Source organism: Aliiroseovarius sp. (assembly GCF_965228805.1).
GTDB lineage: Bacteria > Pseudomonadota > Alphaproteobacteria > Rhodobacterales > Rhodobacteraceae > JASBTN01.
The window spans coordinates 2538587-2561174 of the sequence record NZ_CBDDIE010000003.1; the positions used below are offsets into that span (position 1 = coordinate 2538587).

The 22588-nt window shown below is 60.4% G+C and carries 23 protein-coding genes, 1 tRNA gene and 2 pseudogenes; 20 read left to right on the plus strand and 6 right to left on the minus strand.

Features of this window, described 5'->3' with window-relative positions; translation table 11 throughout:
* Positions 1–40: 40 nt before the first annotated feature.
* Together ACO07D_RS13405 and ACO07D_RS13410 are read right to left on the minus strand one after the other, a co-directional pair.
* A complete protein-coding gene (locus ACO07D_RS13405) occupies positions 41–970 on the minus strand; it encodes a phosphotransferase (RefSeq protein WP_421703451.1) in 930 nt (309 codons plus the stop codon).
* A 9-nt stretch (positions 971–979) separates the two neighbouring features.
* On the minus strand, positions 980–3403 hold the full coding sequence (locus tag ACO07D_RS13410; RefSeq protein ID WP_421703452.1) for a GcvT family protein: 2424 nt from the start codon (positions 3401–3403) through the stop codon (positions 980–982).
* 170 nt (positions 3404–3573) lie between these two features.
* On the opposite strand from ACO07D_RS13410, the gene ACO07D_RS13415 reads away from it, so the two are divergent.
* The 3 genes from ACO07D_RS13415 to ACO07D_RS13425 all read left to right on the plus strand — a co-directional run bounded on the left by ACO07D_RS13415 (position 3574) and on the right by ACO07D_RS13425 (position 6308).
* A complete protein-coding gene (locus ACO07D_RS13415) occupies positions 3574–4557 on the plus strand; it encodes a GlxA family transcriptional regulator (RefSeq protein ID WP_421703453.1) in 984 nt (327 codons plus the stop codon).
* A gap of 51 nt (positions 4558–4608) precedes the next feature.
* Positions 4609–5367 (plus strand): DeoR/GlpR family DNA-binding transcription regulator, encoded by a 759-nt coding sequence (locus tag ACO07D_RS13420; protein WP_421703454.1) that lies wholly within the window; start codon positions 4609–4611, stop codon positions 5365–5367.
* Positions 5368–5702: 335 nt separating this feature from the next.
* The gene (locus tag ACO07D_RS13425; RefSeq protein ID WP_421703455.1) at positions 5703–6308 is read left to right on the plus strand and encodes a hypothetical protein; all 606 of its coding nucleotides are present in this window, start codon (positions 5703–5705) and stop codon (positions 6306–6308) included.
* A gap of 17 nt (positions 6309–6325) precedes the next feature.
* On the opposite strand, the pseudogene ACO07D_RS13430 reads toward ACO07D_RS13425, so the two are convergent.
* Positions 6326–7555 (minus strand): annotated as a pseudogene (locus ACO07D_RS13430) (IS3 family transposase).
* 281 nt (positions 7556–7836) lie between these two features.
* Between ACO07D_RS13430 and ACO07D_RS13435 the strand changes: the two are divergent.
* Positions 7837–8352 carry a hypothetical protein gene (locus ACO07D_RS13435; RefSeq protein ID WP_421703456.1) on the plus strand — a complete coding sequence of 172 codons (516 nt, stop codon included), beginning with the start codon at positions 7837–7839 and terminating at the stop codon, positions 8350–8352.
* A 120-nt stretch (positions 8353–8472) separates the two neighbouring features.
* Here the strand turns inward: ACO07D_RS13435 and ACO07D_RS13440 are convergent, their stop codons facing one another.
* Positions 8473–8979: an antirestriction protein ArdA gene (locus tag ACO07D_RS13440; RefSeq protein WP_421703457.1), complete on the minus strand. Its 507-nt coding sequence runs from the start codon at positions 8977–8979 to the stop codon at positions 8473–8475.
* Positions 8980–9685: 706 nt separating this feature from the next.
* On the opposite strand from ACO07D_RS13440, the pseudogene ACO07D_RS13445 reads away from it, so the two are divergent.
* The 3 genes and pseudogenes from ACO07D_RS13445 to ACO07D_RS13455 all read left to right on the plus strand — a co-directional run bounded on the left by ACO07D_RS13445 (position 9686) and on the right by ACO07D_RS13455 (position 13357).
* Positions 9686–10945: pseudogene (locus ACO07D_RS13445) on the plus strand (IS3 family transposase).
* Positions 10946–11472: 527 nt separating this feature from the next.
* Positions 11473–11805 (plus strand): hypothetical protein, encoded by a 333-nt coding sequence (locus ACO07D_RS13450; protein ID WP_421703458.1) that lies wholly within the window; start codon positions 11473–11475, stop codon positions 11803–11805.
* Entirely contained in the window at positions 11792–13357 is a 1566-nt protein-coding gene (locus ACO07D_RS13455) for a recombinase family protein (protein ID WP_421703459.1), read from the plus strand. Before ACO07D_RS13450 ends, ACO07D_RS13455 begins: the two co-directional genes overlap by 14 nt.
* Here the strand turns inward: ACO07D_RS13455 and ACO07D_RS13460 are convergent.
* Positions 13336–13410: transfer RNA gene (locus tag ACO07D_RS13460), tRNA-Thr, on the minus strand. The genes ACO07D_RS13455 and ACO07D_RS13460 overlap by 22 nt on opposite strands.
* 85 nt (positions 13411–13495) lie before the next feature.
* On the opposite strand from ACO07D_RS13460, the gene ACO07D_RS13465 reads away from it, so the two are divergent.
* The 9 genes from ACO07D_RS13465 (at position 13496) to ACO07D_RS13505 (ending at position 19604) form a co-directional block, all read left to right on the plus strand.
* On the plus strand, positions 13496–13642 hold the full coding sequence (locus tag ACO07D_RS13465) for a hypothetical protein (protein ID WP_421703460.1): 147 nt from the start codon (positions 13496–13498) through the stop codon (positions 13640–13642).
* Between the two features lie 12 nt (positions 13643–13654).
* Positions 13655–14920, plus strand: coding sequence for a UDP-N-acetylglucosamine 1-carboxyvinyltransferase (murA, locus tag ACO07D_RS13470; RefSeq protein ID WP_421703461.1), 1266 nt, complete (start codon positions 13655–13657; stop codon positions 14918–14920).
* Positions 14921–14925: 5 nt separating this feature from the next.
* A complete protein-coding gene (locus ACO07D_RS13475; protein ID WP_421703462.1) occupies positions 14926–15405 on the plus strand; it encodes a DUF2948 family protein in 480 nt (159 codons plus the stop codon).
* A gap of 3 nt (positions 15406–15408) precedes the next feature.
* Positions 15409–16719 carry a histidinol dehydrogenase gene (gene hisD / locus ACO07D_RS13480; RefSeq protein ID WP_421703463.1) on the plus strand — a complete coding sequence of 437 codons (1311 nt, stop codon included), beginning with the start codon at positions 15409–15411 and terminating at the stop codon, positions 16717–16719.
* Positions 16716–17195, plus strand: coding sequence for a UPF0262 family protein (locus tag ACO07D_RS13485; protein ID WP_421703464.1), 480 nt, complete (start codon positions 16716–16718; stop codon positions 17193–17195). Before hisD ends, ACO07D_RS13485 begins: the two co-directional genes overlap by 4 nt.
* Before the next feature lie 68 nt (positions 17196–17263).
* Positions 17264–17659, plus strand: a complete 396-nt coding sequence (locus ACO07D_RS13490) for a low molecular weight phosphatase family protein (protein ID WP_421703465.1) — start codon at positions 17264–17266, stop codon at positions 17657–17659.
* 87 nt (positions 17660–17746) lie between these two features.
* On the plus strand, positions 17747–18142 hold the full coding sequence (locus ACO07D_RS13495) for a ketosteroid isomerase-related protein (protein WP_421703466.1): 396 nt from the start codon (positions 17747–17749) through the stop codon (positions 18140–18142).
* 2 nt (positions 18143–18144) lie between these two features.
* Positions 18145–18735, plus strand: coding sequence for a GNAT family N-acetyltransferase (locus ACO07D_RS13500; protein ID WP_421705033.1), 591 nt, complete (start codon positions 18145–18147; stop codon positions 18733–18735).
* Complete coding sequence (locus ACO07D_RS13505) at positions 18732–19604, plus strand: carbon-nitrogen hydrolase family protein (protein ID WP_421703467.1); 873 nt, start codon at positions 18732–18734, stop codon at positions 19602–19604. Before ACO07D_RS13500 ends, ACO07D_RS13505 begins: the two co-directional genes overlap by 4 nt.
* Here ACO07D_RS13505 and ACO07D_RS13510 read toward each other — a convergent pair.
* The gene (locus ACO07D_RS13510; protein WP_421703468.1) at positions 19582–20328 is read right to left on the minus strand and encodes a DUF5765 domain-containing protein; all 747 of its coding nucleotides are present in this window, start codon (positions 20326–20328) and stop codon (positions 19582–19584) included. The genes ACO07D_RS13505 and ACO07D_RS13510 overlap by 23 nt on opposite strands.
* Positions 20329–20553: 225 nt before the next feature.
* On the opposite strand from ACO07D_RS13510, the gene infA reads away from it, so the two are divergent.
* The 4 genes from infA to ACO07D_RS13530 are packed head-to-tail and all read left to right on the plus strand — an operon-like array spanning position 20554 to position 22570.
* Entirely contained in the window at positions 20554–20772 is a 219-nt protein-coding gene (gene infA / locus ACO07D_RS13515; protein WP_008186030.1) for a translation initiation factor IF-1, read from the plus strand.
* 9 nt (positions 20773–20781) lie between these two features.
* The gene (locus ACO07D_RS13520; protein WP_421703469.1) at positions 20782–21363 is read left to right on the plus strand and encodes a Maf family protein; all 582 of its coding nucleotides are present in this window, start codon (positions 20782–20784) and stop codon (positions 21361–21363) included.
* Positions 21360–22391: a ribonuclease E/G gene (locus ACO07D_RS13525; protein ID WP_421703470.1), complete on the plus strand. Its 1032-nt coding sequence runs from the start codon at positions 21360–21362 to the stop codon at positions 22389–22391. Before ACO07D_RS13520 ends, ACO07D_RS13525 begins: the two co-directional genes overlap by 4 nt.
* Positions 22388–22570 carry a DNA gyrase inhibitor YacG gene (locus ACO07D_RS13530; RefSeq protein WP_421703471.1) on the plus strand — a complete coding sequence of 61 codons (183 nt, stop codon included), beginning with the start codon at positions 22388–22390 and terminating at the stop codon, positions 22568–22570. The genes ACO07D_RS13525 and ACO07D_RS13530 overlap by 4 nt, the downstream gene beginning before the upstream one ends.
* The last annotated feature ends 18 nt before the right edge of the window (positions 22571–22588 follow it).

Consider the following 22588-nt stretch of genomic DNA (forward strand, 5'->3'; position numbering starts at 1 on the left):
AAACGCCGGGGCCTCGACCCCGGCGTTTTTCTTGTGTGTTTCAGCCGCGATTGACGGCGGCCACGTGTTCCGCGAACCCGCCGCTTTGCATCAGCGCCTTGCAGCGTTCGAAACGTGTGGTGGCATAGGCCCAGAAATCCTCGGCCGGGTTGTCGTCGGCATGCTGGATCAGCCCCCAGAGCGTCCAGAGAAGATCGCACATCGCCTTGTAGATCACCACGCGGCCCTGTTCGGCGGCCGTGGGTTCGCGCCCGAAGTAGCCGTGTAGCAGGGCGGCCTCCTGGGTCGCGTCCATCTCGGCCTCGACCGACAGGTCGCCCACGTCCCACAGCGGATCGTTCATGCCGGAATACTCCCAATCGACGATCCACATGAGCGTGCCGTCATCCAGGAAGTTCTCGCACAGCGGATCGCAGTGGCAGGGGGCCAGGCGGGCCGGGTTCGCGGCCAGCGCCTCTTTCACGGGCTCGGCGGCTTTGACCACATCGTGATAGCCTTCGGGCAGGGTGACATCCTTGGTCGAGAGCACCTTGAGATATTCGTCGATCATCGCGAAAAGCTCGAAGCGGAAATCGAATGTCTCGCCGGAGTTGTGCAACTTGGCGAGCGCCTTGCCCGCCCGTTCCGGTGACCCGCCGCGGGTCTTGAACAGGGAAGGTGTCATGGTCTCGATCCCCCCGATGGCGCGGGTGACCATCTCGCCGGAGCCCGCATCGGCCCAGAGCACCTCAGCCGACACGCCCGCGCGCCAGGCGGCTTCGGCATTGGTCACTTCAATGGCGCGGTCGATGTAATCCTCGGTGCCCTCGCCGGGGATGCGCACGATGACGCGCGCATCCCCGGTTTCGACCAGATGTACCAGATTGGTCAGCCCACCCAGGCGGGTAATGGTGCAGTTGGACGCGGTGATCTGTTCGAACCCCGGAGTTTTGCGTAGCGTGGTCAGGATGGTGTCAGTGTGTTCGGTCATGTCGCCTCCTCACGACTTGAGCTTGTCATTCTGCGGGTCGTAAAGCGGCCCGTCGACCCTTGTGATCGGGTGGCGCTCCCCGAAGACCTCGATCTCGAATACGGTCTCGGCGCTGATCTCGTGATCCAGGTAGCCGAAAACGATGGTCTGCCCGACGGTGTGGCCGAAGCCTGCGCTGGCGGCCAGCGAGACGGTCTCGCCGCCCCTCAGGATCGTTTCGCCGCCGTAAAGCGGCAGTTTCACCGGGGTGGTGAAGGTGCAGAGGCGGCGTGCCGCCCCCTCCGCCTTCTGTTTCGCCAGCACCTCGCGGCCGATGAAATCCCCGCCCGCTTTCAGATGTACGCGAAAGCCCAATCCGGCCTCGATCGGGGTGTAGTCGGGCGAGATGTCGCCGGACCAGTAGAGGTAGCCTTTCTCTAGCCGTAGGCTGTCGATGGCGCGGTAGCCCACATCGCGAATGCCATGCGCTTCGCCCGCCGCACGCAGGGTGTGATAGACATGGGCGCCGAATTCTGTGGGGATATGCAGCTCCCAGCCCAGTTCGCCCACGAAGCCGATCCGCGCGGCGCGCACCGGGGCGCAGCCCACGGTGATGTCGCGTGCCGTGCCGAAGGGGAAGGCCGCGTTCGAGACATCCTGTTCGCAGACCGCCTGCAGCACGTCGCGTGCCTTGGGCCCGCAGATGTTGATCACCGCACGGCCCGAGGTGACCTCGACCATCTGTACCGAGCCATCCTTGGGCATCTGGCGGCGGATGTAATCCGCGTCATGGGTGCCAAAGCCGGACCCGGTGACCAAGTAGAAATGATCGCGCCCCAGCCGGGTAATGGTCACGTCGGCCTCGATCCCGCCGGTCTCGTTGCACAGCTGCGCGTAGATCACCGTGCCATCGGGCTTGTCCATGTTGCAGGCGGCAAGCCGTTGCAGCAGGTCCAATGCGCCCGGGCCCATGATCTCGAACTTGGCGAAGCTCGATTGGTCGATCAGCGCCACGCCCTCGCGCACCGCCCTGTGTTCCTCGGCCGCGAAACGATGCCAGCCTGGGTCGAGGAAATCGAGCTGGTCGACCGGCTCAACGCCTTCGGGGGCGAACCAGAGCGGTCGCTCCCAGCCGTTTTTGGAGCCATAGACCGCGCCGTTGTCCGTCAAGATGCCATGCAGCGGCGACAGGCGCAGGTTGCGCGCGCTTTCATGTTCCTGGCCCGGGTAGCGCATCTTGTAGTGATGGGCGTAATGTTCGACGGCGCGGGGATACATGAAGCCCTTGGTGCCATGATGTGGGCCAAAGCGGCGGCAATCGAGCGGCCAAAGATCGAGGCTCGGTCGGCCCTCGGTGATCCATTCGGCAATCATCTCGCCCGCGCCGCCGCCCGCGGCGATGCCATAGAGGAAGCCGGTGGCCATCATCAGATTGTCGAACCCGGGCGCCCAGCCCAGTACGAAATCGCCATCCGCCGAATAGGGGATAGGGCCGTTGATCACCGACCGGATGCCGACCTGGTTCAAGACGGGCGTCACTTCGGCCGCCAGTTCGGCCAGCGGGCCGAAGCGGTCCAGGTTGTCAGGCAACAGTTGACGCACGAACTCACCGGGAATGCCATTGTCGCCGAAGGGCAGGGTGCCTTCCTCGTAGCCGCCAATGACCAGCCGCCCGCCCGCGTCGGGTTTGTAATAGACCAGCCGCTCCGGGTCGCGCAGGGTAGGCAGGCCCTTGACCAGCGCCTCGTCAGGCAAGGGCTCGGTGACGATATACTGGTGTTCGACCGCGCAGGCGGGGACGTGGATGCCCAGTTTCGCGCCCAGTTCGCGGCTCCACATCCCGGCGGCCATGACTACGGTTTCGGCCTCATAATCCCCCTCACTGGTCATCACCTTGGTGATGCGCCCATCCTTGATCTCGAAATCCAGCACCTTAACCCCCTGACGGATCTGTGCGCCGTGTTTGCGCGCGCCCGCCGCCACGGCCTGGCACAGGCTGGCCGGGTCGACATGACCGTCGGAGGGGATGAAGGCCGCGCCCTCCAGCCCGGTCGCGTCGATATAGGGGAAGAGATCCTTGGCCTCTGCGGCGGTGATCATCTCCATCTCCAGGTCGAAGCTCTTGGCCATGGTGGTCAAGCGCTGAGCTTCCAGCAGCCGTTCCTTGGTTGCAGCCAGGCGCAGGCTGCCGACCTTCTTCCAGTCGAAGGCCATGCCGGTTTCCGCCTCCAGCCGGTCATACATGGCGACCGAGCGTTTCAGCATGCGCGTGGTGTTGCGCGACGAGCGCAGCTGTCCGACCAGCCCCGCCGCGTGCCAGGTCGCGCCTTCGGTCAGCGCGGCCTTTTCCAGTAGGATGACGTCCTTCTCGCCGTTGCGCGCCAGGTGATAGGCGGTCGAACAGCCGATGATGCCGCCGCCAATGATAAGATGTTTCGCCGAATGTGTGGTCATGTCCGGTCCCCGTTGAAGTCACGAACAGCCTGCCACAAAAACAACAAAAAACAACAAAAAATGTTGTAAAATGTTGAAATGAGAGAAACACCCGCGCAGAATGCATGGAAAATCGTCGTATTCGGCATTTGACCGGGCGCGATTCACACGGCGAACGAAGGAGTTGCCCGATGGGACAGCCTGCACGGAAGATCTTTGAAGACAGCACGCAATGCGTTCGGGCCACGCCGCAGGAGGTGGTGATTCTACTTTCCGACGGGGCCACCCTGTCCGATTGCAGTGCGATTACCCAACCGTTGATGGAGGCCAACCGACTGTCCGGGCGGCAGCTCTATCGTTGGCGTTATGCGTCGCTGACAGAGCCGGTTCAGCGCTTTGCCTGCGGGGCGATGCTGGCCTGCACGACCGAGATCGGCGCGCTGCACCGCGATGCTTTGGTGTTCCTGAACTGGGCCAACCCGGACAAGGAGGAAGAACAAGTCCTGGTGGATTGGCTGCGCAAGCAGCATCGGTTCGGCACGCGCCTGGTGTCCCTGGGCAACTCGGCCTTTACCCTCGCCCGGGCCGGGTTGCTGGAGGGGGAGCCGGTGGCGGTGCATTGGGAATGGCTGTCGCTGATGCAGGAGCTTCATCCGCAGGTCGAGGCGGTCGATCACCTCTATACGCTTGCGCCACGTATCTGCGCCAGTTCCTGCAGCGATGCGGCGACCGAACTGGTGGTCGGACTGATCGAGGAACGCCACGGGGCCGACCTTGCTCGCCAGGTGCAGGAACGCCTCAACCGCCCGCACTGCCGCCCGCCGACGACGCCGCAAAGCGTGCCGCTGGCCCGTCGCTATGGCTCGCGCAACCAGACCTTCCTGGCTGTGATCGAGCGGATCGAACGCTGCTTCGACACGGATCTGACGGTGCAGGAACTCTGCATCGAGTTCAACATCTCGCGCCGCCAACTTGAACGGCAATTTGCCGAGAAGACCGGCACCTCTCCCCTGCGTTTCATCAAGGAATACCGCCTGCGCAAGGCGCAGCAGCTCCTGCAATCAACGGATATGAGCGTGCTGGACGTGGCCCTGGCCAGCGGTTTCCCCTCCGCCGCCTGTTTTCGGTCGGCTTTCAAACGCAAATTCGGCATGACACCCTCGCGGTACGGCTGAAAAACAAGGGGTGGAGTTGCGTCCTGGACCTGTTTCTGAGAAGGAATATCCATGGCCAAATACGATCAAGAAATTCTGAACGCCGTTGCCCTTCGTGGAAAACTGACCGTCACCGAACTGTCCGAGATGCTGGGCGTCTCGGATCAGACCATTCGGCGCATTGTCAAACCTCTGGTCGAGGCGGGGCAGGTGGAAAAGGTCCATGGCGCCATTGTCAGCGTGTCGAACCCGATGACCGCGCCCTTTCAGATTCGCATGCAGCACAATCGCGAGGCGAAGGCCGAGATCGCCTCGAAAATCCTGGACCTGGTGCCCGACGGCGCCTCGGTCGCGATCGACGCGGGCTCCAGCGCGGGCTTTGCCGCCCAGGCGTTGCAGATGCGCCAGAAGCTGACAGTGGTGACCAATTCCGCCTTCGTGGCCAGCACGCTCTGCATGACCGGAAGCAACAAGGTCTATTTCGCAGGCACCCAGCTGCGTGACTATGATGGCGCTTCCTATGATCGCACGGCCTTTGACGTGGTCGAACGGATGAGCGTGGATTTCTCCATCCTGACCGTTGCCCAAGTGTGCAAGCGTCGCGGCTTCCTGGTGGCCGAACAATGCGAAGCCGACATGGCCCAGGCCATGGCCGCCATCGCCGAACAACCGATTTTTGCCATCGACCAGTCGAAGCTGGACGGATCGACTGATCAGGGGCTTCTGGCCATGGGCCGGTTCGCCAAACTGCCCTGGGTGGTGACTGATGCCCCGCTGCCCGATGGGGTGCGTGACATGGAGGACCTGGCGCGATTCATCTCGGCCCGCTGAGGGCGCATAGCGCGCCCGATGCCGGGCCTGCGGAGCGTTTCAGCGTGAATCGCCAGAAAACACGGTTTTCCCGCAGAGGAAGAGCCGCGCGGGCAATAGCCATTCCACACCGGTCGAAACCCGTATCAAATCTGTCATGTCGAGGAGAATGGTGCACTTACCGAAGAAACCGTAGAACCCATAGATCCCAATGCTTTGCTGGAAACCCTAGAGGATTGGGAAAGCTATTTGCAGGCCGAACCTGACGTGGCTCGCAAGCTTCGATCTTTGGATCGAATGGCACCCGAAAAAAAAGGTGCGAATGCGAGAAGTCCCAAGCTACGAGGACCACGTCCATGAGCCGCCTCGCCCCCTTCTCTATTCGACTAACACCAGAGGAGCGCTCGCAGCTTGAAGCCCAAGCTGGTGCAATGCCGCTGTCTGCTTACATCAAGTCCGTAGTCTTTGCCGATGAAGCTCCCAAGTATCGAAAACGGCGCAAACCACCTGTTGCCGAGCAACAGCTCTTGGCCGAGGCTCTGGCTCGCCTTGGACAATCTCGTCAGGCCAGCAACCTCAATCAGATCGCAAAGCACCTGAACCAAGGCACGTTGATCGTCGATCCCGAGTTGGAAGAGGACCTCAAGCGCGCCGTGGCCGAAGTTGCGTGGATGCGCACGACTTTGATGCAAGCCTTGGGGGTGAACAAAGGTGTAAGGGGCCTGTTTGATCGGTTGTCGGGAAAGGCAAAAACCATTCGATCCAAAAATGAGATGGAAGCGATCCGATGCGCCAAACGTGATCAAGATCAGCGAGATCAGCTCGTGCTTGAGCAAATGAAAGAGCGCCAAGAATTGCAGCGTGAATTCCGAAAACTGCGGCGCAAGCACGTCAAAGATAGAAGTGTCTTTGCTCAACAACTCCGCCTTTCGTTGAACACGCGACTGAGCCGCCCCATCTGACTGGTCCAGGTTGATAGTTAGTGCATGATCGGCCTGTGTTCCATCGGGATGATGGTTTCGGGTGCCGGTGGGCGATAGCCCAATGCACTGTGAGGTCGTTTTGTGTTGTAGTGTTTCCTCCATTCTTCGATCAGGATCTGGGCTTCATGCAGGGTATAGAAGATCTCCCCGTTGAGCAGTTCGTCCCGGAACCGGCCATTGAAGCTTTCACAATATCCGTTCTCCCATGGGCTTCCCGGTTCGATGTAGGCAGTTTGAGAGCCGACGGCTGCGATCCAATCCCGAACCGCTTGTGCAACAAACTCGGGGCCATTGTCGGAACGTATGAAGGCTGGAGGGCCACGTAGGATGAACAGGTCGGTCAAAGCGTCAATCACATCTGTCGAGTTCAGTTTGCGCTCCACCTTAATCGCCAGACATTCGCGGCTGTACTCATCCAGGATGTTCAGCGTCCGGAAGACCTTGCCGTCATCTGTCCGGCAGTGAACGAAGTCATAAGACCAGACATGGTTCTGATACTCAGGCCGCAGCCGCACGCATGATCCATCGTTCAGCCAAAGCCGTCCCTTCTTCGGTTGTTTTAGTGGAACCTTCAGCCCCTCTCGCCGCCATAGCCGTTCGACACGACCATCACTAACCCATTGCCCGGCAGGCGCATGCGCAGCATGCTGCCGAGAGGGGGCCAGCCTGCCTCTCTGAGCAAGGCCGCGACCCGACGATAGCCGTATCGACCATACTGCCTGGCCAACTCAATCATGTCGGCCACCAACCGATCCTCATCGGCTCGGCCTCTCGGGGCATGCCTCTGCGTCGAACGATGTTGCCCCAGTACCCGGCAAGCTCGGCGTTCAGACACTTTGAACTGGCCGCATACATGATTGATACAAGCGCGACGACGAGCGGGGCTTAGGGGCTCCGCCCGTTCAGGGCTGAAACGGTCTGATGACCGTTTCCGGGACGCCCCTCACTCCCTTCGCAGCTTCCTTCAGGATCAGCTTATCGAGCGTCAGGTCTGACACAGCTCGTCTCAACCGGTCGTTCTCTTTCTGGAGCCGCTTCAGTTCCTTCAGTTGATCTACACCCCTCTCGGCAGATTGCTCCGCAATCACCTGCCGGCAACGCATTCCGCCGTATTGCTTGCGCCACCGGTAATAGGTCTGTTCAACAACACCGATCTGTCTGATTGCATCCAGACGGGGCATGCCTTGCCCCATCAGCACCTCAACCTGCCGTAACTTCGAGACAATCTCTTCGGGCTTCGGTCGCTTGTTTGCCGTTCTTGGTCCTCCGTTTCCTAAACATAGCGGTGGACCAGTTCAGTTGGGGACGCTCAGTGAGATGTGTTCGGCATTGTAGGTCGTTGTTTTTGAGCATCCTATGGTACACGCACGCAACGCGTGAAGAGACCGCGCCCTCGCCGCCCTACCTGTGGGCAATGACGTTTCAGCGATTGACCCGAAGCAGATATCTCTTTTTTCAGTAGGACCACCCACAAGGTGGTTAGTTAATACCACTAACTTTCATACAAATGGAGCGTATTGTGCCTAACCCCGAAAACTTCAAACCCTCGAAACCTCTACTTGGTTGGTTAGCAGAGTCTAAGCCAACCGATTGGCTCACGGTGGGAGTTTCCATAGTGACGCTTTTGGTTACGTTGAATGTCGTGAAACCTGCCGCAGACGATGCTCTCGACAGCTCAAACGCGGCTAAACAAATTGCTCTCGATACTGGAGCGGATGCAACCACGACTGAAGGTAATGACGATCGTTACATTGTGCAACTAGCTACCTACCAGCACCAAAACTGCCTAATTGCACAAAACGAGCTCGCCTCATATGTGGATCGGTTTGAGGTGAAGCCAGCTTTGTTCGAGACGTCGGATAAGAGATTTATTGTTATTGGGATCGAAGTAACATCAAGCGATCAGGCCGCAAAACTCCGCGATACAGCAATTGAGTTGTCGGAGTTTTCACAGTTTAGCAGTGAAAGCTTGGATCAAGCGAGGGTCCGCCACGATCCAAACTGGCGAGCGGTGGTTTGCTGATCTTTTTGTACACCGGTTTATTCGCAAGCTTTGAACTAGATGGCAGTCTCCCATGATCCCCAGCAAACATGTTGTGAATTGGCTTTTAGAAGCAAAGCAGTAAAGCCTATCGGGCGAGCGTTACACCGCCCGATAGACCAGCCTTTGACCTGTGATTTCGGTTTCTGTGTAGTCCATAGCCAAATCGTTAGCGATGGAGTCTAGGTCGATGTAGTGTGCCAGATGCTCGGGGATTTCTCCGAACAAACCTTCTTCAACAAACTGCTCCGCCAGCTCTTTCATGCTGTCCACACGGTAGATATCAACGTCAAAATCTGACGGTGAAACGGTTGCGGGATCAAAGCTGTAACCAACTTCACCAACGGCAATGATGAACACCAGCTTGTCGTGATCATCCCAGCTTTCGCAGGCTTCAAGGTACTGCCCTGTGTTGGCCTGATTGATCCCCCACGCTTTAGCCAGGTCACGATCCATTTGATCACCATCAATAAACTGGATTTCGTATTCCTCGACTGGATTGCCGTAGTCGTTGCAGTTGCTGTCGGCCTTAGCGGCATAGTTTTCCATGCTTTCGAAATAGAAGCCATTGGCGGATAGGTCGTAAGGTTGGGCATAAAGTGCTGGCATTGTCTTTTCTCCTCTTTGTTTTGACGGGTTGCGCATGCAACCGTCTGGCTTCCGCCGAGGAGCGGGGGTGCAAGGATCAAAGGAGCCATAGGCAGGACCAGAGCCACGCACAGGTGCAGCGCAGCGAACCGAGCATGGCGAGGACCCACCCTTTGATCTGCGCGGGGGCAGCCGCCCTAGCAAGCCATGGGGGCATTGGGGGAGCGGGCAAGCTCACCTGATTGGGGATCAATCGGGCATCAGATTGTGCATGGTTCGGTGTAGGTGGAGAGGCACATCTCCAAGGCCTACGAGCGGGTTCCAAGGGGTGGCGGCACGCCCTTTGGTCTATGGGGTGTTGGGGAGAGATGACTTCTCCCTGACGAGGGATCAAACACAGATATGTTTGCATGGTCGTGACTGGCTCAATGCCAATCTCGGCCATCGCTTTGGGGGATAAAACGGGGGAGCGCAGCAGCCCCCTTTTCAAGATCGTGTGGTACTACCACACACATCTTGCAGCATCAGGAAATGCTGTGAGGTGGCCGAAGGGAACGTAGTGCGTCGTGTCATCTGTTACACATATCGACACAATCACTAGTGGTTTAGTTGTCGCAAAGCTGGCCCTGTAGGCGGTGTCAAAAAAATGATCAAGGGTTTTAGTACAGCCTTGAGCCTCCCCAACTGAACTGGTCCACCGCTATGTTTAGGAAACGGAGGACCAAGAATGGCAAACAAGCGACCGAAGCCCGAAGAGATTGTCTCGAAGTTACGGCAGGTTGAGGTGCTGATGGGGCAAGGCATGCCCCGTCTGGATGCAATCAGACAGATCGGTGTTGTTGAACAGACCTATTACCGGTGGCGCAAGCAATACGGCGGAATGCGTTGCCGGCAGGTGATTGCGGAGCAATCTGCCGAGAGGGGTGTAGATCAACTGAAGGAACTGAAGCGGCTCCAGAAAGAGAACGACCGGTTGAGACGAGCTGTGTCAGACCTGACGCTCGATAAGCTGATCCTGAAGGAAGCTGCGAAGGGAGTGAGGGGCGTCCCGGAAACGGTCATCAGACCGTTTCAGCCCTGAACGGGCGGAGCCCCTAAGCCCCGCTCGTCGTCGCGCTTGTATCAATCATGTATGCGGCCAGTTCAAAGTGTCTGAACGCCGAGCTTGCCGGGTACTGGGGCAACATCGTTCGACGCAGAGGCATGCCCCGAGAGGCCGAGCCGATGAGGATCGGTTGGTGGCCGACATGATTGAGTTGGCCAGGCAGTATGGTCGATACGGCTATCGTCGGGTCGCGGCCTTGCTCAGAGAGGCAGGCTGGCCCCCTCTCGGCAGCATGCTGCGCATGCGCCTGCCGGGCAATGGGTCAGCGATGGCCGTATCGAACGACTATGGCGACGAGAGGGGCTGAAGGTTCCGCAGAAACAACCGAAGAAGGGACGGCTTTGGCTGAACGATGGATCATGCGTGCGGCTGCGGCCTGAGTATCAGAACCATGTCTGGTCTTATGACTTCGTTCACTGCCGGACAGATGACGGCAAGGTCTTCCGGACGCTGAACATCATTGATGAGCACAGCCGCGAATGTCTGGCGATTAAGGTGGAGCGCAAACTGAACTCGACAGATGTGATTGACGCTTTGACCGACCTGTTCATCCTACGTGGCCCTCCAGCCTTCATACGTTCCGACAATGGCCCCGAGTTTGTTGCACAAGCGGTTCGGGATTGGATCGCAGCCGTCGGCTCTCAAACTGCCTACATCGAACCGGGAAGCCCATGGGAGAACGGATATTGTGAAAGCTTCAATGGCCGGTTCCGGGACGAACTGCTCAACGGGGAGATCTTCTATACCCTGCATGAAGCCCAGATCCTGATCGAAGAATGGAGGAAACACTACAACACAAAACGACCTCACAGTGCATTGGGCTATCGCCCACCGGCACCCGAAACCATCATCCCGATGGAACACAGGCCGATCATGCACTAACTATCAACCTGGACCAGTCAGATGGGGCGGCTCACTTATCCCACGCGTGCCGTCCAGACACGGGGAACCACTCAGGAGCAAAGCCTCGGGCTATGTCGCTGTGGTTTTGTTTGACCCACTCAAAGACCAGCTTGGCATATGCTCGGCGGATCTTGCCCTTTCGGAAGTTGTCTATGTAGCCCTCGCCAAGGGCAACTTCGCGACCAAGAGCGGCGAATAGAACTTGCTCTACATTCATGTTGAGCAACCCGCCTACGTCCTTAGCGAGAGCATACAAGCGTGCTCGTTCGTCCTCAGATGCTTTCAGCCAATCAGTATGCACAAGAAAATTTCCAGATAAAATTACCCGTCCTTACCCGCAGTTTGCCTCGTTTCTTGTTGGCTTGGCCAGACTATTCTCTCTCTCGAAGTCAAAATAACGCTTTGTAAATTGGGAATAATATCCTATCATGTTCTCTTTTTGTTCGTAATTGGGCGAGCGCAAGACAGGAGGCACACAAAGCCAGAAATAGAGAAAGGACCATGCCATGTCAGATATCCCGCCAGACTTTAACCCCGAGACCGCCCCGCCAAGTTTGACCATTGATTGGGATGCCTATCTACCGTTCTTCGAAGACGAGGATATTTCAGAGGAAGATAAGCGTGAGCTGATCGAAGCGCTCTGGTCGATAGTCGTCAATTTCGTTGATCTAGGCTTTGGAGTTCACCCCATCCAACAGGCTTGTGGAAAAGATGTCTCTTTAGCTGAAGTGCCGATGCGAGATGTGTTAAACTTGGGCAACACCTCATCAGATTTTGAACAAGTTGCGTCCCCCCATCGCATGGGGCCAAACGAAAGGAGTCCGCATGCGTCAGAATAAAAACAAAAAATCAAATACGGCTGCTCCGAGGCAGGCGGTGATCTATTGCCGCGTGTCATCACGGGCGCAAGAAGCTGAGGGGCATGGCCTTCAGAGCCAAGAAACCCGTTGCCGTGAGTTTGCGGCATCTAAGGGGCATGAAGTGGTTGCCGTTTTCCCAGATACGATTTCGGGCGGTGGTGACTTCTTGAAACGGCCTGGAATGGTTGCGCTTCTGTCGTTCCTGGACGCTCAACCAGATACGCAGTTTGTTGTAATCTTCGATGACCTCAAGCGTTTTGCTCGGGACACAAGGTTTCACCTAGATCTGCGTGAGGCCTTCCGTGTGCGTGGTGCGACGATTGAATGCTTAAACTTCAAATTTGATGAAACGCCCGAAGGCGAGTTCATCGAAACAATCATGGCTGCCCAAAGTGCCTTGGAGCGCAAGCAAAATGGACGGCAAGTTGCACAAAAAATGAAGGCCCGGATGCAGTTGGGGTGCTGGGTTCATAACGCACCTGTTGGTTTTCGCTATCATACGGTTAGGGGGCATGGGAAGCTACTGAAGCCTGATGAACCGCATGCCAGCACAGTGCGTGAGGCAATTGAAGGGTTTGCGATTGGTCGGTTTCAAACGCAGGCCGAGGTCAGGCGGTTTTTGGAATCCAAGCCAGATTATCCGCATATCAAGGATGGTAAGGTGCGGGACAAGCGCGTCACGGATATGCTGACAAATCCGCTGTACGTGGGCTACATCTGTAGTGAGGTGTATGAGCTGAACTGGCTGAAGGGCCAGCACGATCCGCTTATTTCGATGGCGACGTATGAAAAGGTGCAACAACGCCTCAAAGGTACTGGCTATGCACCTGCGCGTGCTGACATTGGCGAAGACTTCGCCCTTCGTGGCTTTGCAACCTGCGGAGACTGTGGTGCTAAGCTCAGGGCTTCTTGGTCAAAGGGGAAGACCAAGTACTATCCGTATTACCTATGTCATACCAAAAGCTGCGAAAGCTACGGAAAGTCGATCCCGCGTGACAGGATCGAAGGTGCGTTTGCAGATGTGGTCAAAACACTAGAGCCCAGCCCAAAATACTTGGAGTTGGCAAAAACTATGTTCAGACGTGCATGGGATGCGCGCTTGTCCCAAGCCAAAGACACAGCGCGTTTGACCAAGCGTCAGATCGCCGAGGCCGATTCACGAATTGAAGCATTGCTCTCGCGGATTATGCAGGCAAGCAATGATGCTGTTATCGGGGCCTACGAAAGCAAAATCACTGAGCTAGAGAAGTCAAAGGTGATTATGGTCGAAAACCTTACAAAACCGCAGACAAAATCGAAGGGCTACGAAGCATACCTAGAACTCGCCCTGACATTCCTCTCGAGCCCTTGGAAAATATGGGAAAGTGGTGATTCCAGCTTGCGTAGAATTGTCCTGAGATTGGGATTTTCTGGCGGATTTTCGTACCATCGAATTGATGGACCTAGAACACCCCAAATAGCGTTGCCTTTCAAGGCTTTGAGCATGATTTCAGGGGGTGAAATAGTGAATGGTGCCGCAGGGGAGGATTGAACTCCCGACCTCACCCTTACCAAGGGTGCGCTCTACCACTGAGCTACTGCGGCGGCGTGAGCGGGTATCTAGCCCCCTCGGCGCAGGGATGCAAGCGCAATCTGGACCCTTTTTTCACTCTGGGTTACAGAAGAGCTCATGAGCACTTCCGACAAGCCAAAAAAGCCAGTAAAACAAGCGCAATCGCGTGAGGATCGCCTCAAGGCGGCGTTGAAGGCCAACATGGGTCGGCGCAAGGCGCAGGCCAAGGCGCGCGCGGATAAACCGGATACAAGTAAAGAATAGCGAGGCAGGTAGATGGATTCGATTGTGGTGACGGGCGGCGGTGAGCTGCAGGGTGAAATTCCGATTGCAGGGGCCAAAAATGCCTGCCTGACCTTGATGCCTGCGACGCTTCTGAGCGAAGAGCCGCTGACGCTGACCAACGCGCCGCGCTTGTCGGACATCAAGACGATGACAACGCTTTTGGAAAGCCTGGGCGCCGAGGCGGCGGCAATGCAGGACGGCCAGGTGTTGGCCATGTCCAGCCACAACCTGACCTCGTCACACGCGGATTATGACATCGTGCGCAAGATGCGCGCCTCGAACCTTGTCCTGGGCCCGCTGCTGGCGCGTATGGGCCATGCCGAGGTCTCGCTGCCCGGCGGCTGCGCCATCGGCGCACGTCCGATGGATCTGCACATCCACGGTCTCGAAGCGCTGGGGGCCGAGATCGAGTTGCGCGACGGTTACCTGCACGCCAAGGCCCCGCGCGGGCTGAAGGGCGCCGAGATCGAACTGCGATTCGCCTCGGTCGGCGCGACCGAGAACATCCTGATGGCCGCGACGCTGGCCAAGGGCACCACCGTGATCCGCAACGCAGCCCGCGAGCCGGAGATCGTCGACCTCGCCACCTGCCTGCGCGCCATGGGGGCGCAGATTGACGGGGATGGCACCTCGGAGATTGTGGTCCAGGGCGTCGACCGGCTGCATGGCGCCACCCATCAGGTGGTGACCGACCGGATTGAACTCGGCACCTATATGCTGGCCCCGGCCATCGCCGGTGGCGAGGTCGAATGCCTGGGTGGCAAGATCGAGCTGCTCTCGGCCTTCTGCGAAAAGCTCGACGCGGTGGGCATTTCGGTCGAAGAAACCGCCCGTGGCCTGAAAGTTGCGCGCAAGAACGGGCGGGTCAGCGCGGTCGACGTGACCACCGAACCCTTCCCCGGCTTCCCCACCGACCTGCAGGCCCAGATGATGGCGATGCTCTGCACCGCCGAGGGCACCAGCGTGCTGCATGAAACCATCTTCGAAAACCGCTTCATGCACGCCCCGGAACTGACCCGCATGGGCGCCGAGATCGAGGTCCACGGCGGCACTGCCACCGTGCATGGGGTCGAGAAGCTGAAAGGCGCGCCCGTCATGGCGACCGACCTGCGCGCCTCGATCTCGTTGATTCTGGCGGGCATGGCGGCGGAAGGTGAAACCGTGGTCAGCCGGGTCTATCACCTCGATCGTGGCTACGAGAAAGTGGTGCGCAAACTGTCCTCCATCGGGGCGAAAATCGAACGGATCAAGGAGTGACCGGCATGGTCGAAGATGCACGTTTCGAAGACGGTGGCGAAGAGCCCCTGCGCCTGATGGCGGTGGATGCAGACGACCTTCAGGTTGTCTCGACCCTGGTGCAGGACGCGGTCTTTCCGATCAGCGAAATGGCCTGGCACCCGGGCCAGCGCCGCTTTGCCCTGCTGCTCAACCGCTTCCGCTGGGAGGACAAGCAAGCGGCCGACCGTCGCGGCCGTGCGGTGGAGCGGGTGCAGAGCATGCTCGTGATCGGCGATGTTGAAAAAGTGCAATCCCAAGGCGTGGAGCGGGGCGACAAGGATGTGGTTCTGTCGCTTTTGTCCATTTCCTTTGTGCCTGGAGAAGATGGAACCGGCCGCGTCGAACTGACCTTGGCGGGCGATGGCGCCATTGCGTTGGAGGTCGAGGCGCTGGATGTCACCTTGCGTGACGTCACCCGCCCCTATATTGCGCCCTCCAAGCACACGCCTGAGCACCCGGAGTAAGCCATGCCCCTTCGCCTCTCGACCCAGGACGCCGATTTCGAGGCGCGTTTCACCGCGCTTCTGTCGATGAAACGCGAGGACAGCCCGGATGTGGATGCGGTGGTGGCCGAGATCATCGCCGATGTGCGTGACCGGGGTGATGCGGCGGTCATTGAACTGACCTCTAAATTCGACCGGCTAGATCTGACGCCGGAAACGCTGCGGTTTTCTGAGGCGGAGATCGACGCCGAGTGCGCCAAGGTCAGCGAGGCGGATCGCGCCGCGCTGGAACTGGCCGCAGAACGCATCCGCGCCTATCATATCCGCCAGATGCCGGCCGATGATCGCTGGACGGACGAAACGGGCGCCGAGCTGGGCTGGCGCTGGTCGGCCGTGTCGGCCGCGGGGCTCTACGTGCCCGGCGGGCTGGCAAGCTACCCGTCCTCGGTGCTGATGAACGCGATCCCGGCCAAGGTGGCGGGCGTCGAACGCCTGGCCGTGGTGGTGCCGACCCCGGACGGGCAGGCCAACCCGCTGGTCCTGCTGGCAGCCCGCATCGCGGGTGTGGACGAGGTCTACCGCATCGGCGGCGCCCAGGCCGTGGCCGCGCTGGCTTACGGCACCGATACCATCGCGCCGGTCGACAAGATCACCGGTCCGGGCAACGCCTTTGTCGCCGCCGCCAAGCGCCGCGTCTTCGGCAAGGTCGGCATTGACATGATCGCGGGGCCGTCTGAGATCCTGGTGATCGCGGATTCCGACAATGACCCCGACTGGTTGGCGCTGGACCTGCTCAGCCAGGCCGAACATGACGAAAGCGCCCAGTCGATCCTGATTACCACGGACGCAGCTTTCGGTGAGAAGGTTGCCCAAGCCGTTGAAAAGCGGCTGGAAACCCTGGAGCGCCGCGCGATCGCAGGCGCCTCCTGGCGCGACTTTGGCGCAGTCATTCTCGTCAACGACTTGGACGAGGCCGCCCAACTGTCCAACCGCATCGCGCCGGAGCACCTGGAGCTCTGCGTGGTCGACCCCGAGGCCCTGTCCGCCAAATGTATTCACGCGGGCGCCATTTTCCTGGGTCAGTTCACGCCGGAAGCCATCGGTGACTATGTCGGTGGGCCGAACCACGTGCTGCCCACCTCGCGCTCGGCGCGGTTCAGCTCGGGCCTGTCGGTGATGGATTTCCTCAAGCGTACCACGCTGGCCCGCATGACCCCGGCGGCGCTCGCCGCCATCGGCCCCGCCGCCGAAACCCTCGCCATTTCCGAAAGCCTCGAAGCGCATGGGCTTTCCGTGCGCGCGCGGCTCAACGCCCTGAACGAACAAGAAAAATGACCAACCGCATCAGCCATATCGAGATCGACCAGACCGGCCTTGCCGCCCCAACGCCCGCCATCGAGCAGGAGCGCAAGGTGGCGGTGTTCGACCTGCTGGAGGACAATTCCTTTGCGTTGGAGGCACGCGGGGACCAGACGGTGGCGGACGGCCCTTATCACCTGGGCCTGGCGATCCGCGAAAAACGCCTGGTGTTCGACGTGGACACGGAAAGCGGCGAAGACGCGGCCGAATTCCACATGTCGCTCGGCCCGTTCCGCCAGGTGGTGAAGGATTACTTCGCCATCTGCGAAAGCTATTTCGACGCGGTGAAGAAACTGCCGCCCAGCCAGATCGAGGCGATCGACATGGCCCGGCGTGGCATCCACAACGAGGGTGCGCGTGTCCTTCAGGAACGCCTGGAAGGCAAGGCCGAGATCGACATCGACACGGCGCGCCGCCTCTTCACCCTTATCTGCGTGTTGCATTGGGGCTGAGCGTGGCCAAGGGGGAGCGTCCACAGTCGGTTCTGTTCTGCTGCGACCATAACGCAGTGCGATCCCCCATGGCCGAAGGCATGATGAAAGCCTTCTATGGTCATGAAACCTATGTGCAATCCGCCGGTGTGCACAGCGAACTTGAGGTCGACGGTTTCTCGGTCGCGGTCTGTGACGAGCTGGGGATTTCCCTGTCCGGCCACACGGTGCGCAGTTTTGACGACATGCGCGAATGGGGCGATGACCTGGGCAGTTTCGACCTGGTGGTTGCTCTGTCACCGGCCAGCCAACGGCGGGCCCTTGACCTGACACGGCATTACCACCTGGAGGTGGAATACTGGCCGATCATGGACCCGACCGGCCTGGGCAACCGGCGCGAGGAAAAAATGGATGCCTACCGCGCTGCCCGCGACCAGATTCGCACCCGCATGATCGAACGCTTCGGCGAGCCGACCCAAGATTGACGCATCCCGGCCCCGGGGCGGCGCTTTCGCTCTTGCCGGTGCTCGGGCGGGGCGGCACTCTCTCCCGAAACTGACCGGGAGACCTCCATGAGCCGCGACACCATTCAGCGCTATTTCGATGCTTTCAACGCGGGCGATGTGCCTAGCATGTTGGAATGCCTGTCCGAGGAGGTGGCGCACCATGTGAACGAGGGCAAGATCCGTACTGGAAAGGCTCTATTCTCTGAGTTTTGTGACCATATGTCAGAGTGCTACAAGGAAGAGCTCACTGATATGGTGATCTTTGTCTCCGACGATGGCACCCGCGCGGCGGCAGAGTTCGTGGTGAACGGCGCCTACCTGAAGACCGACCCGGGCCTGCCCGAGGCGCGGGGGCAAAAATATGTCCTGCCCGCAGGCTCCTTCTTCACGCTCGACGCGGGCAAGATCACCCGCGTGACCACCTATTACAACCTTGCCGATTGGGAGCGGCAGGTCGCGTGAGCCTGGATGTCCGCCCCCTGACCGGCGCGGATCTTGAACGCGTCCTGCCCGACGTCGCGCGCCTGCGCATCGAGGTGTTTCGCGCCTGGCCCTACCTCTATGACGGCACGTTCGATTACGAACACCGCTACCTGCAGAGCTATCGCGAGTCCGCAGGCGCGATCCTGGTGGGGGCCTTTGACGGCGACCGGCTGGTTGGCGCTTCCACCGGCACCCCGATGGAGGATCACGCGGACGATTTCGCCGCTGCCTTCGCGGGCAGGGGCTATGCGCTGAGCGACATCTTCTACAACGCCGAAAGCGTGCTGTTGCCGGAATACCGGGGCAGGGGGATCGGCCACGCCTTCTTTGACGCGCGCGAAGCCCATGCCCGTGCGCTGGGCTGCCGTCACGTCGCCTTCTGCGGCGTGGTCCGGCCGGACGACCATCCGCTGCGCCCTGCCGGTTACCGCCCGCTGGATGCCTTCTGGACCGCGCGCGGCTATCGTAAGCTGGACGGAGCCATTGCGCGGTTTTCCTGGAAAGATATCGACAAGCCCGCCGAGGATGAGAAACCGCTGCAATTTTGGATCCGGGAGTTGGAGGACAGATGAAGATCGCCGCCGCCGCCTATCCGATCGACTGGCATGACAGCTGGGCCAGCTACGAGGACAAGATCAGCGCCTGGGTGCATGGGGCCGAGGCCGATCTGTTGGTCTTTCCCGAGTATGGCGCGATGGAACTGGCATCGCTTGCGGGCAAGGACATTTGCGCCGATGTCGAAGCCAGCCTTCATGCGGTGGCCGAACGCCTGGAGCGGGCGGATGGTCTGCTCGCCCGGTTGGCGGCGGAAACCGGCAAGCACATCCTCGGCGGCTCCGGCCCGGTCTTTGCGGGTAATCGCCCCGTGAACCGCGCCACCTTCTTCTCCCCGGACGGGCAGGCGGTGTCCCATGACAAGCAGATCATGACCCGGTGGGAGCGTGACCCGATGGACTGCCACGGCGGCGCCCCGCTGACGCTGATGGAGACGGCCCTGGGCAAGATCGGCGTGTTGATCTGTTATGACAGCGAGTTTCCCCTGCTGGGCCGTGCCTTGATCGAGGAAGGCGCCGAAATCCTGCTGGTGCCCTCGGCGACCGAGGGTCTGTCGGGCTATTCCCGTGTGCGCATCGGTGCAATGGCGCGGGCGTTGGAGGGGCAATGCGTGGCGGTGCACGCGCCCACGCAGGGCGCTGCGCCGTGGAACCAGGTGGTCGACGTGAACACCGGGGCTGCCGCCATCTACGGCCCGCCCGACAAGGGCTTTCCGGACACCGGCATCATCGCAGAAGGGCGGTTTGACACTCCCGGCTGGGTTACGGCTGACATCGACCTGACCGCCATCCGCCAGGTGCGCGCCGACGGCCACGTACTGAACAAGACCCATTGGGATGAACAGGCGGGCCGCGACGGGCCGGTCAGGGTTGAACGGTTGATCTGAGCCCCAGCCAGGGCGGAGGGCGGCGCACCTTCAGCGCCTCGCGCAGCGGGGTAAAGATGATCACCGCGGCAATGCCGACCGAGGCCAGGCACCAGATTGCGGGCTGTTCATTCACGTTCTCGGTGATCAGCCGGGCGGCGATCGGCCCAACCAGGAATTGAAACACCGTGATCCGCCAGGCGCCGTAGAAGAAGGGCAGCACGAAGACCGCCAGCCCATAACCCGGCATCCCGTCACGGAACTGGCGTAGCAACCAGTATTCCGAACTGATCAACCCATTACCCCAGCTGTTCAACGGGACCTCCCAGGCCAGGTGCCAATTGCCCTCGACCGTGCAGAAGGCCTGCCCGCACATCATGCGCCCGGGCCCGCAGGTCCCATGCCCGCTGATCGGCGCGAGTTGCAGGATCGTATAGCCCGCCGCGACCGCGCAAAGTGCATAGACCCAGCCTTGGGCACGCCTGCGCGCCGCATCCGGCAGGCAGGCCAGCGCCAGCGCGTTGAAAAAGAACGGATGCAGCGCGATATGGCCGTAACTGAACATTGTCAGATACTTGTTCGCCGACAGCCCGCATTGCCCGATCACCGGGTAGCTCAGCGCCTGCACCACCTCCATCACCGAAAAGAAGCTCAGCGTCATCCAGAAGGCGGGCGGATCCCCGCGCTTGGCTGACAAGGCCGACAGGGCGAAGCCGCCCACGGCCATGGTGGCAGAAATTTCCACGTTCCAGCACATAGGGACCCCCAAGAGCTGCTATCCTGTCGCTGACGCAAGGTTAACGTGTGTGGTTTCCGGGATCAACTCGCCGCAAACGTGTGTCATTTTGCACTCTTCCGGGCTCCTCACAGCCCTATGATGCTGCGGCGCATCCTTTTCCCTTGAAAATCCCCCCTTTCGGGGCCATTTAGAGGGCGCCCGCGAGCCGCGGGCGTGAAAACAGGAGTGAACATGGCCAAGGAAGAACTGCTCGAATTCCCCGGTGTCGTGAAGGAACTCCTGCCGAACGCGACATTCCTGGTCGAGCTGGAGAACGGCCATACGATCATCGCGCACACGGCAGGCAAGATGCGCAAGAACCGCATCCGCGTTCTGGCTGGCGACAAGGTGCAGGTCGAGATGACCCCCTATGATCTGACCAAGGGTCGGATCAACTACCGCTTCAAGTAAGCGAAACCGATGCCGCGTCTGATCCTCGGCTCGGGCAGCCCGCGCCGGGCCGAACTGTTGGGCCAGCTGGGTCTGACAGCGGATGAGGTGCGCCCGCCGGACGTGGACGAAACGCCACTCAAGGGCGAATTGCCGCTGAACTATTGTCGCCGCATTGCAGGTGCCAAGGCGGACGCGATGCAGGTTGCGTCGGATGAGGTCGTGCTCTGCGCCGATACCACCGTCGCGCTGGGCCGTCGCATCATGGGCAAACCCGTGGATGCGGGCGAGGCGGCGGAGTTTCTGCTGGCGCTCTCCGGGCGACGTCATCGCGTTATCACCTCGGTCGTCGTGCGCAACGTCCATGGGCGCTGGGCGCGGGACGTGGTGACCAACGTCAAGATGAAGCGGCTGTCGGATGATGAGCTGAACGCCTACCTGGCCTCGGATGACTGGCGCGGCAAGGCGGGCGCCTATGCGATCCAGGGACCGGCTGGTGCCTTCATCCCGTGGATTCAGGGCAGCTATACCTCTGTCGTGGGCTTGCCGGTGGCGGAAACCGCCGCGCTGCTGACGGCCGCAGGCTATCCCGTATATGGAGGCTGGTCATGAAGGGCCGCGTGATTGCTCTGGACGAAGTGAACGGGCGTCGCGTGGCTGCCCTGATCGAAGATGGTGTGGTCGAGGACCTGCTGGTCGACGGGCCTGACGACAGCTTTGCCCCGGGTGCGATTCTGCGTGGTATCTGTGACCGGCCGCTGAAAGGGCAGGGGGGCATGATGCTGCGTCTGCCGGACGGGCAGACCGGATACCTGCGTGGCGCCAAGGGGATGAAACCCGGCCAGGCGGTGCTGGTTCAGGTGACCTCTCGGGGCGAACCCGGAAAGGCCGTACCGGTCAGCGACCGCGTGCTGTTCAAGAGCCGCTTTGCCATCGTCACCCCCGGCGCGCCGGGCCTGAACATCTCGCGCGCGATTCGCGATGACGAGGAACGCGTGCGACTGCACGAGATTGCCGTCGAGCTGATGGGCGAGGCCGCCGAGGGTCTGATCATCCGCTCCGCCGCCGAAGGCGCGTCCGATGATGAAGTCGTCGGTGACATCGCCGAGATGCTGGACCTGGCCCGGGCGGTCATAGGTGACGCTGGAGGCCGCGAGCCCGAACTGCTGGTCGATGGTCCCGACGCGCACCTTCTGGCTTGGCGCGACTGGCCGCAGCCCGACCAGCTAGACGAGGAGGGCTTTGCAGCCCATGACATCGAGGTCGCACGGTGGCTCCAACCCCACGTGCGCCTGTCCGGAGGCGCCCATGCCTTCGTCGAACCCACCCGCGCGCTGGTTGCCGTGGATGTGAACACCGGCGCGGACACCAGCCCGGCGGCCGGGTTGAAGGCCAATATCGCGCTCGCCCGCGTGCTTCCGCGCGAGCTGCGGCTCCGTGGCCTGGGTGGCCAGATCGTGGTCGACTTTGCTCCGATGCCGAAGAAGGAACGTCGCCAGCTCGAACAGATCCTGCGCGCCGCCTTCCGCGCCGACGGGATTGAGACCTCGCTGGTCGGCTGGACCACGCTGGGCAACTTCGAGCTGCAACGCAAACGCGAACGCCTGCCCCTCGCCGAGGCTCTGGAGGGTGCGAAATGACCTGCCCGATCTGCGCCAAGGTCAGCGACCCGAAATACAGGCCCTTCTGCTCGCGCCGCTGCGCGGATGTCGACCTGGGGCGCTGGCTGAACGGCTCCTACGCCATTCCGTCAGAGGCGCCGGAGGACCTGGAAGAGGCCGCCGAAGAGCTCGCAAAAGAAACTCGTCGCCCGCATTGAAAAAGATGATTTTTCCTC

Bases quoted from the DNA above. Each gene is read 5' to 3' on its own strand.
- ACO07D_RS13405 (WP_421703451.1), bottom strand. From the start codon at position 970: ATGACCGAACACACTGACACCATCCTGACCACGCTACGCAAAACTCCG.
- ACO07D_RS13410 (WP_421703452.1), bottom strand. From the start codon at position 3,403: ATGACCACACATTCGGCGAAACATCTTATCATTGGCGGCGGCATCATC.
- ACO07D_RS13415 (WP_421703453.1), top strand. From the start codon at position 3,574: ATGGGACAGCCTGCACGGAAGATCTTTGAAGACAGCACGCAATGCGTT.
- ACO07D_RS13420 (WP_421703454.1), top strand. From the start codon at position 4,609: ATGGCCAAATACGATCAAGAAATTCTGAACGCCGTTGCCCTTCGTGGA.
- ACO07D_RS13425 (WP_421703455.1), top strand. From the start codon at position 5,703: ATGAGCCGCCTCGCCCCCTTCTCTATTCGACTAACACCAGAGGAGCGC.
- ACO07D_RS13435 (WP_421703456.1), top strand. From the start codon at position 7,837: ATGGAGCGTATTGTGCCTAACCCCGAAAACTTCAAACCCTCGAAACCT.
- ACO07D_RS13440 (WP_421703457.1), bottom strand. From the start codon at position 8,979: ATGCCAGCACTTTATGCCCAACCTTACGACCTATCCGCCAATGGCTTC.
- ACO07D_RS13450 (WP_421703458.1), top strand. From the start codon at position 11,473: ATGTCAGATATCCCGCCAGACTTTAACCCCGAGACCGCCCCGCCAAGT.
- ACO07D_RS13455 (WP_421703459.1), top strand. From the start codon at position 11,792: ATGCGTCAGAATAAAAACAAAAAATCAAATACGGCTGCTCCGAGGCAG.
- ACO07D_RS13465 (WP_421703460.1), top strand. From the start codon at position 13,496: ATGAGCACTTCCGACAAGCCAAAAAAGCCAGTAAAACAAGCGCAATCG.
- murA (WP_421703461.1), top strand. From the start codon at position 13,655: ATGGATTCGATTGTGGTGACGGGCGGCGGTGAGCTGCAGGGTGAAATT.
- ACO07D_RS13475 (WP_421703462.1), top strand. From the start codon at position 14,926: ATGGTCGAAGATGCACGTTTCGAAGACGGTGGCGAAGAGCCCCTGCGC.
- hisD (WP_421703463.1), top strand. From the start codon at position 15,409: ATGCCCCTTCGCCTCTCGACCCAGGACGCCGATTTCGAGGCGCGTTTC.
- ACO07D_RS13485 (WP_421703464.1), top strand. From the start codon at position 16,716: ATGACCAACCGCATCAGCCATATCGAGATCGACCAGACCGGCCTTGCC.
- ACO07D_RS13490 (WP_421703465.1), top strand. From the start codon at position 17,264: ATGGCCGAAGGCATGATGAAAGCCTTCTATGGTCATGAAACCTATGTG.
- ACO07D_RS13495 (WP_421703466.1), top strand. From the start codon at position 17,747: ATGAGCCGCGACACCATTCAGCGCTATTTCGATGCTTTCAACGCGGGC.
- ACO07D_RS13505 (WP_421703467.1), top strand. From the start codon at position 18,732: ATGAAGATCGCCGCCGCCGCCTATCCGATCGACTGGCATGACAGCTGG.
- infA (WP_008186030.1), top strand. From the start codon at position 20,554: ATGGCCAAGGAAGAACTGCTCGAATTCCCCGGTGTCGTGAAGGAACTC.
- ACO07D_RS13520 (WP_421703469.1), top strand. From the start codon at position 20,782: ATGCCGCGTCTGATCCTCGGCTCGGGCAGCCCGCGCCGGGCCGAACTG.
- ACO07D_RS13525 (WP_421703470.1), top strand. From the start codon at position 21,360: ATGAAGGGCCGCGTGATTGCTCTGGACGAAGTGAACGGGCGTCGCGTG.
- ACO07D_RS13530 (WP_421703471.1), top strand. From the start codon at position 22,388: ATGACCTGCCCGATCTGCGCCAAGGTCAGCGACCCGAAATACAGGCCC.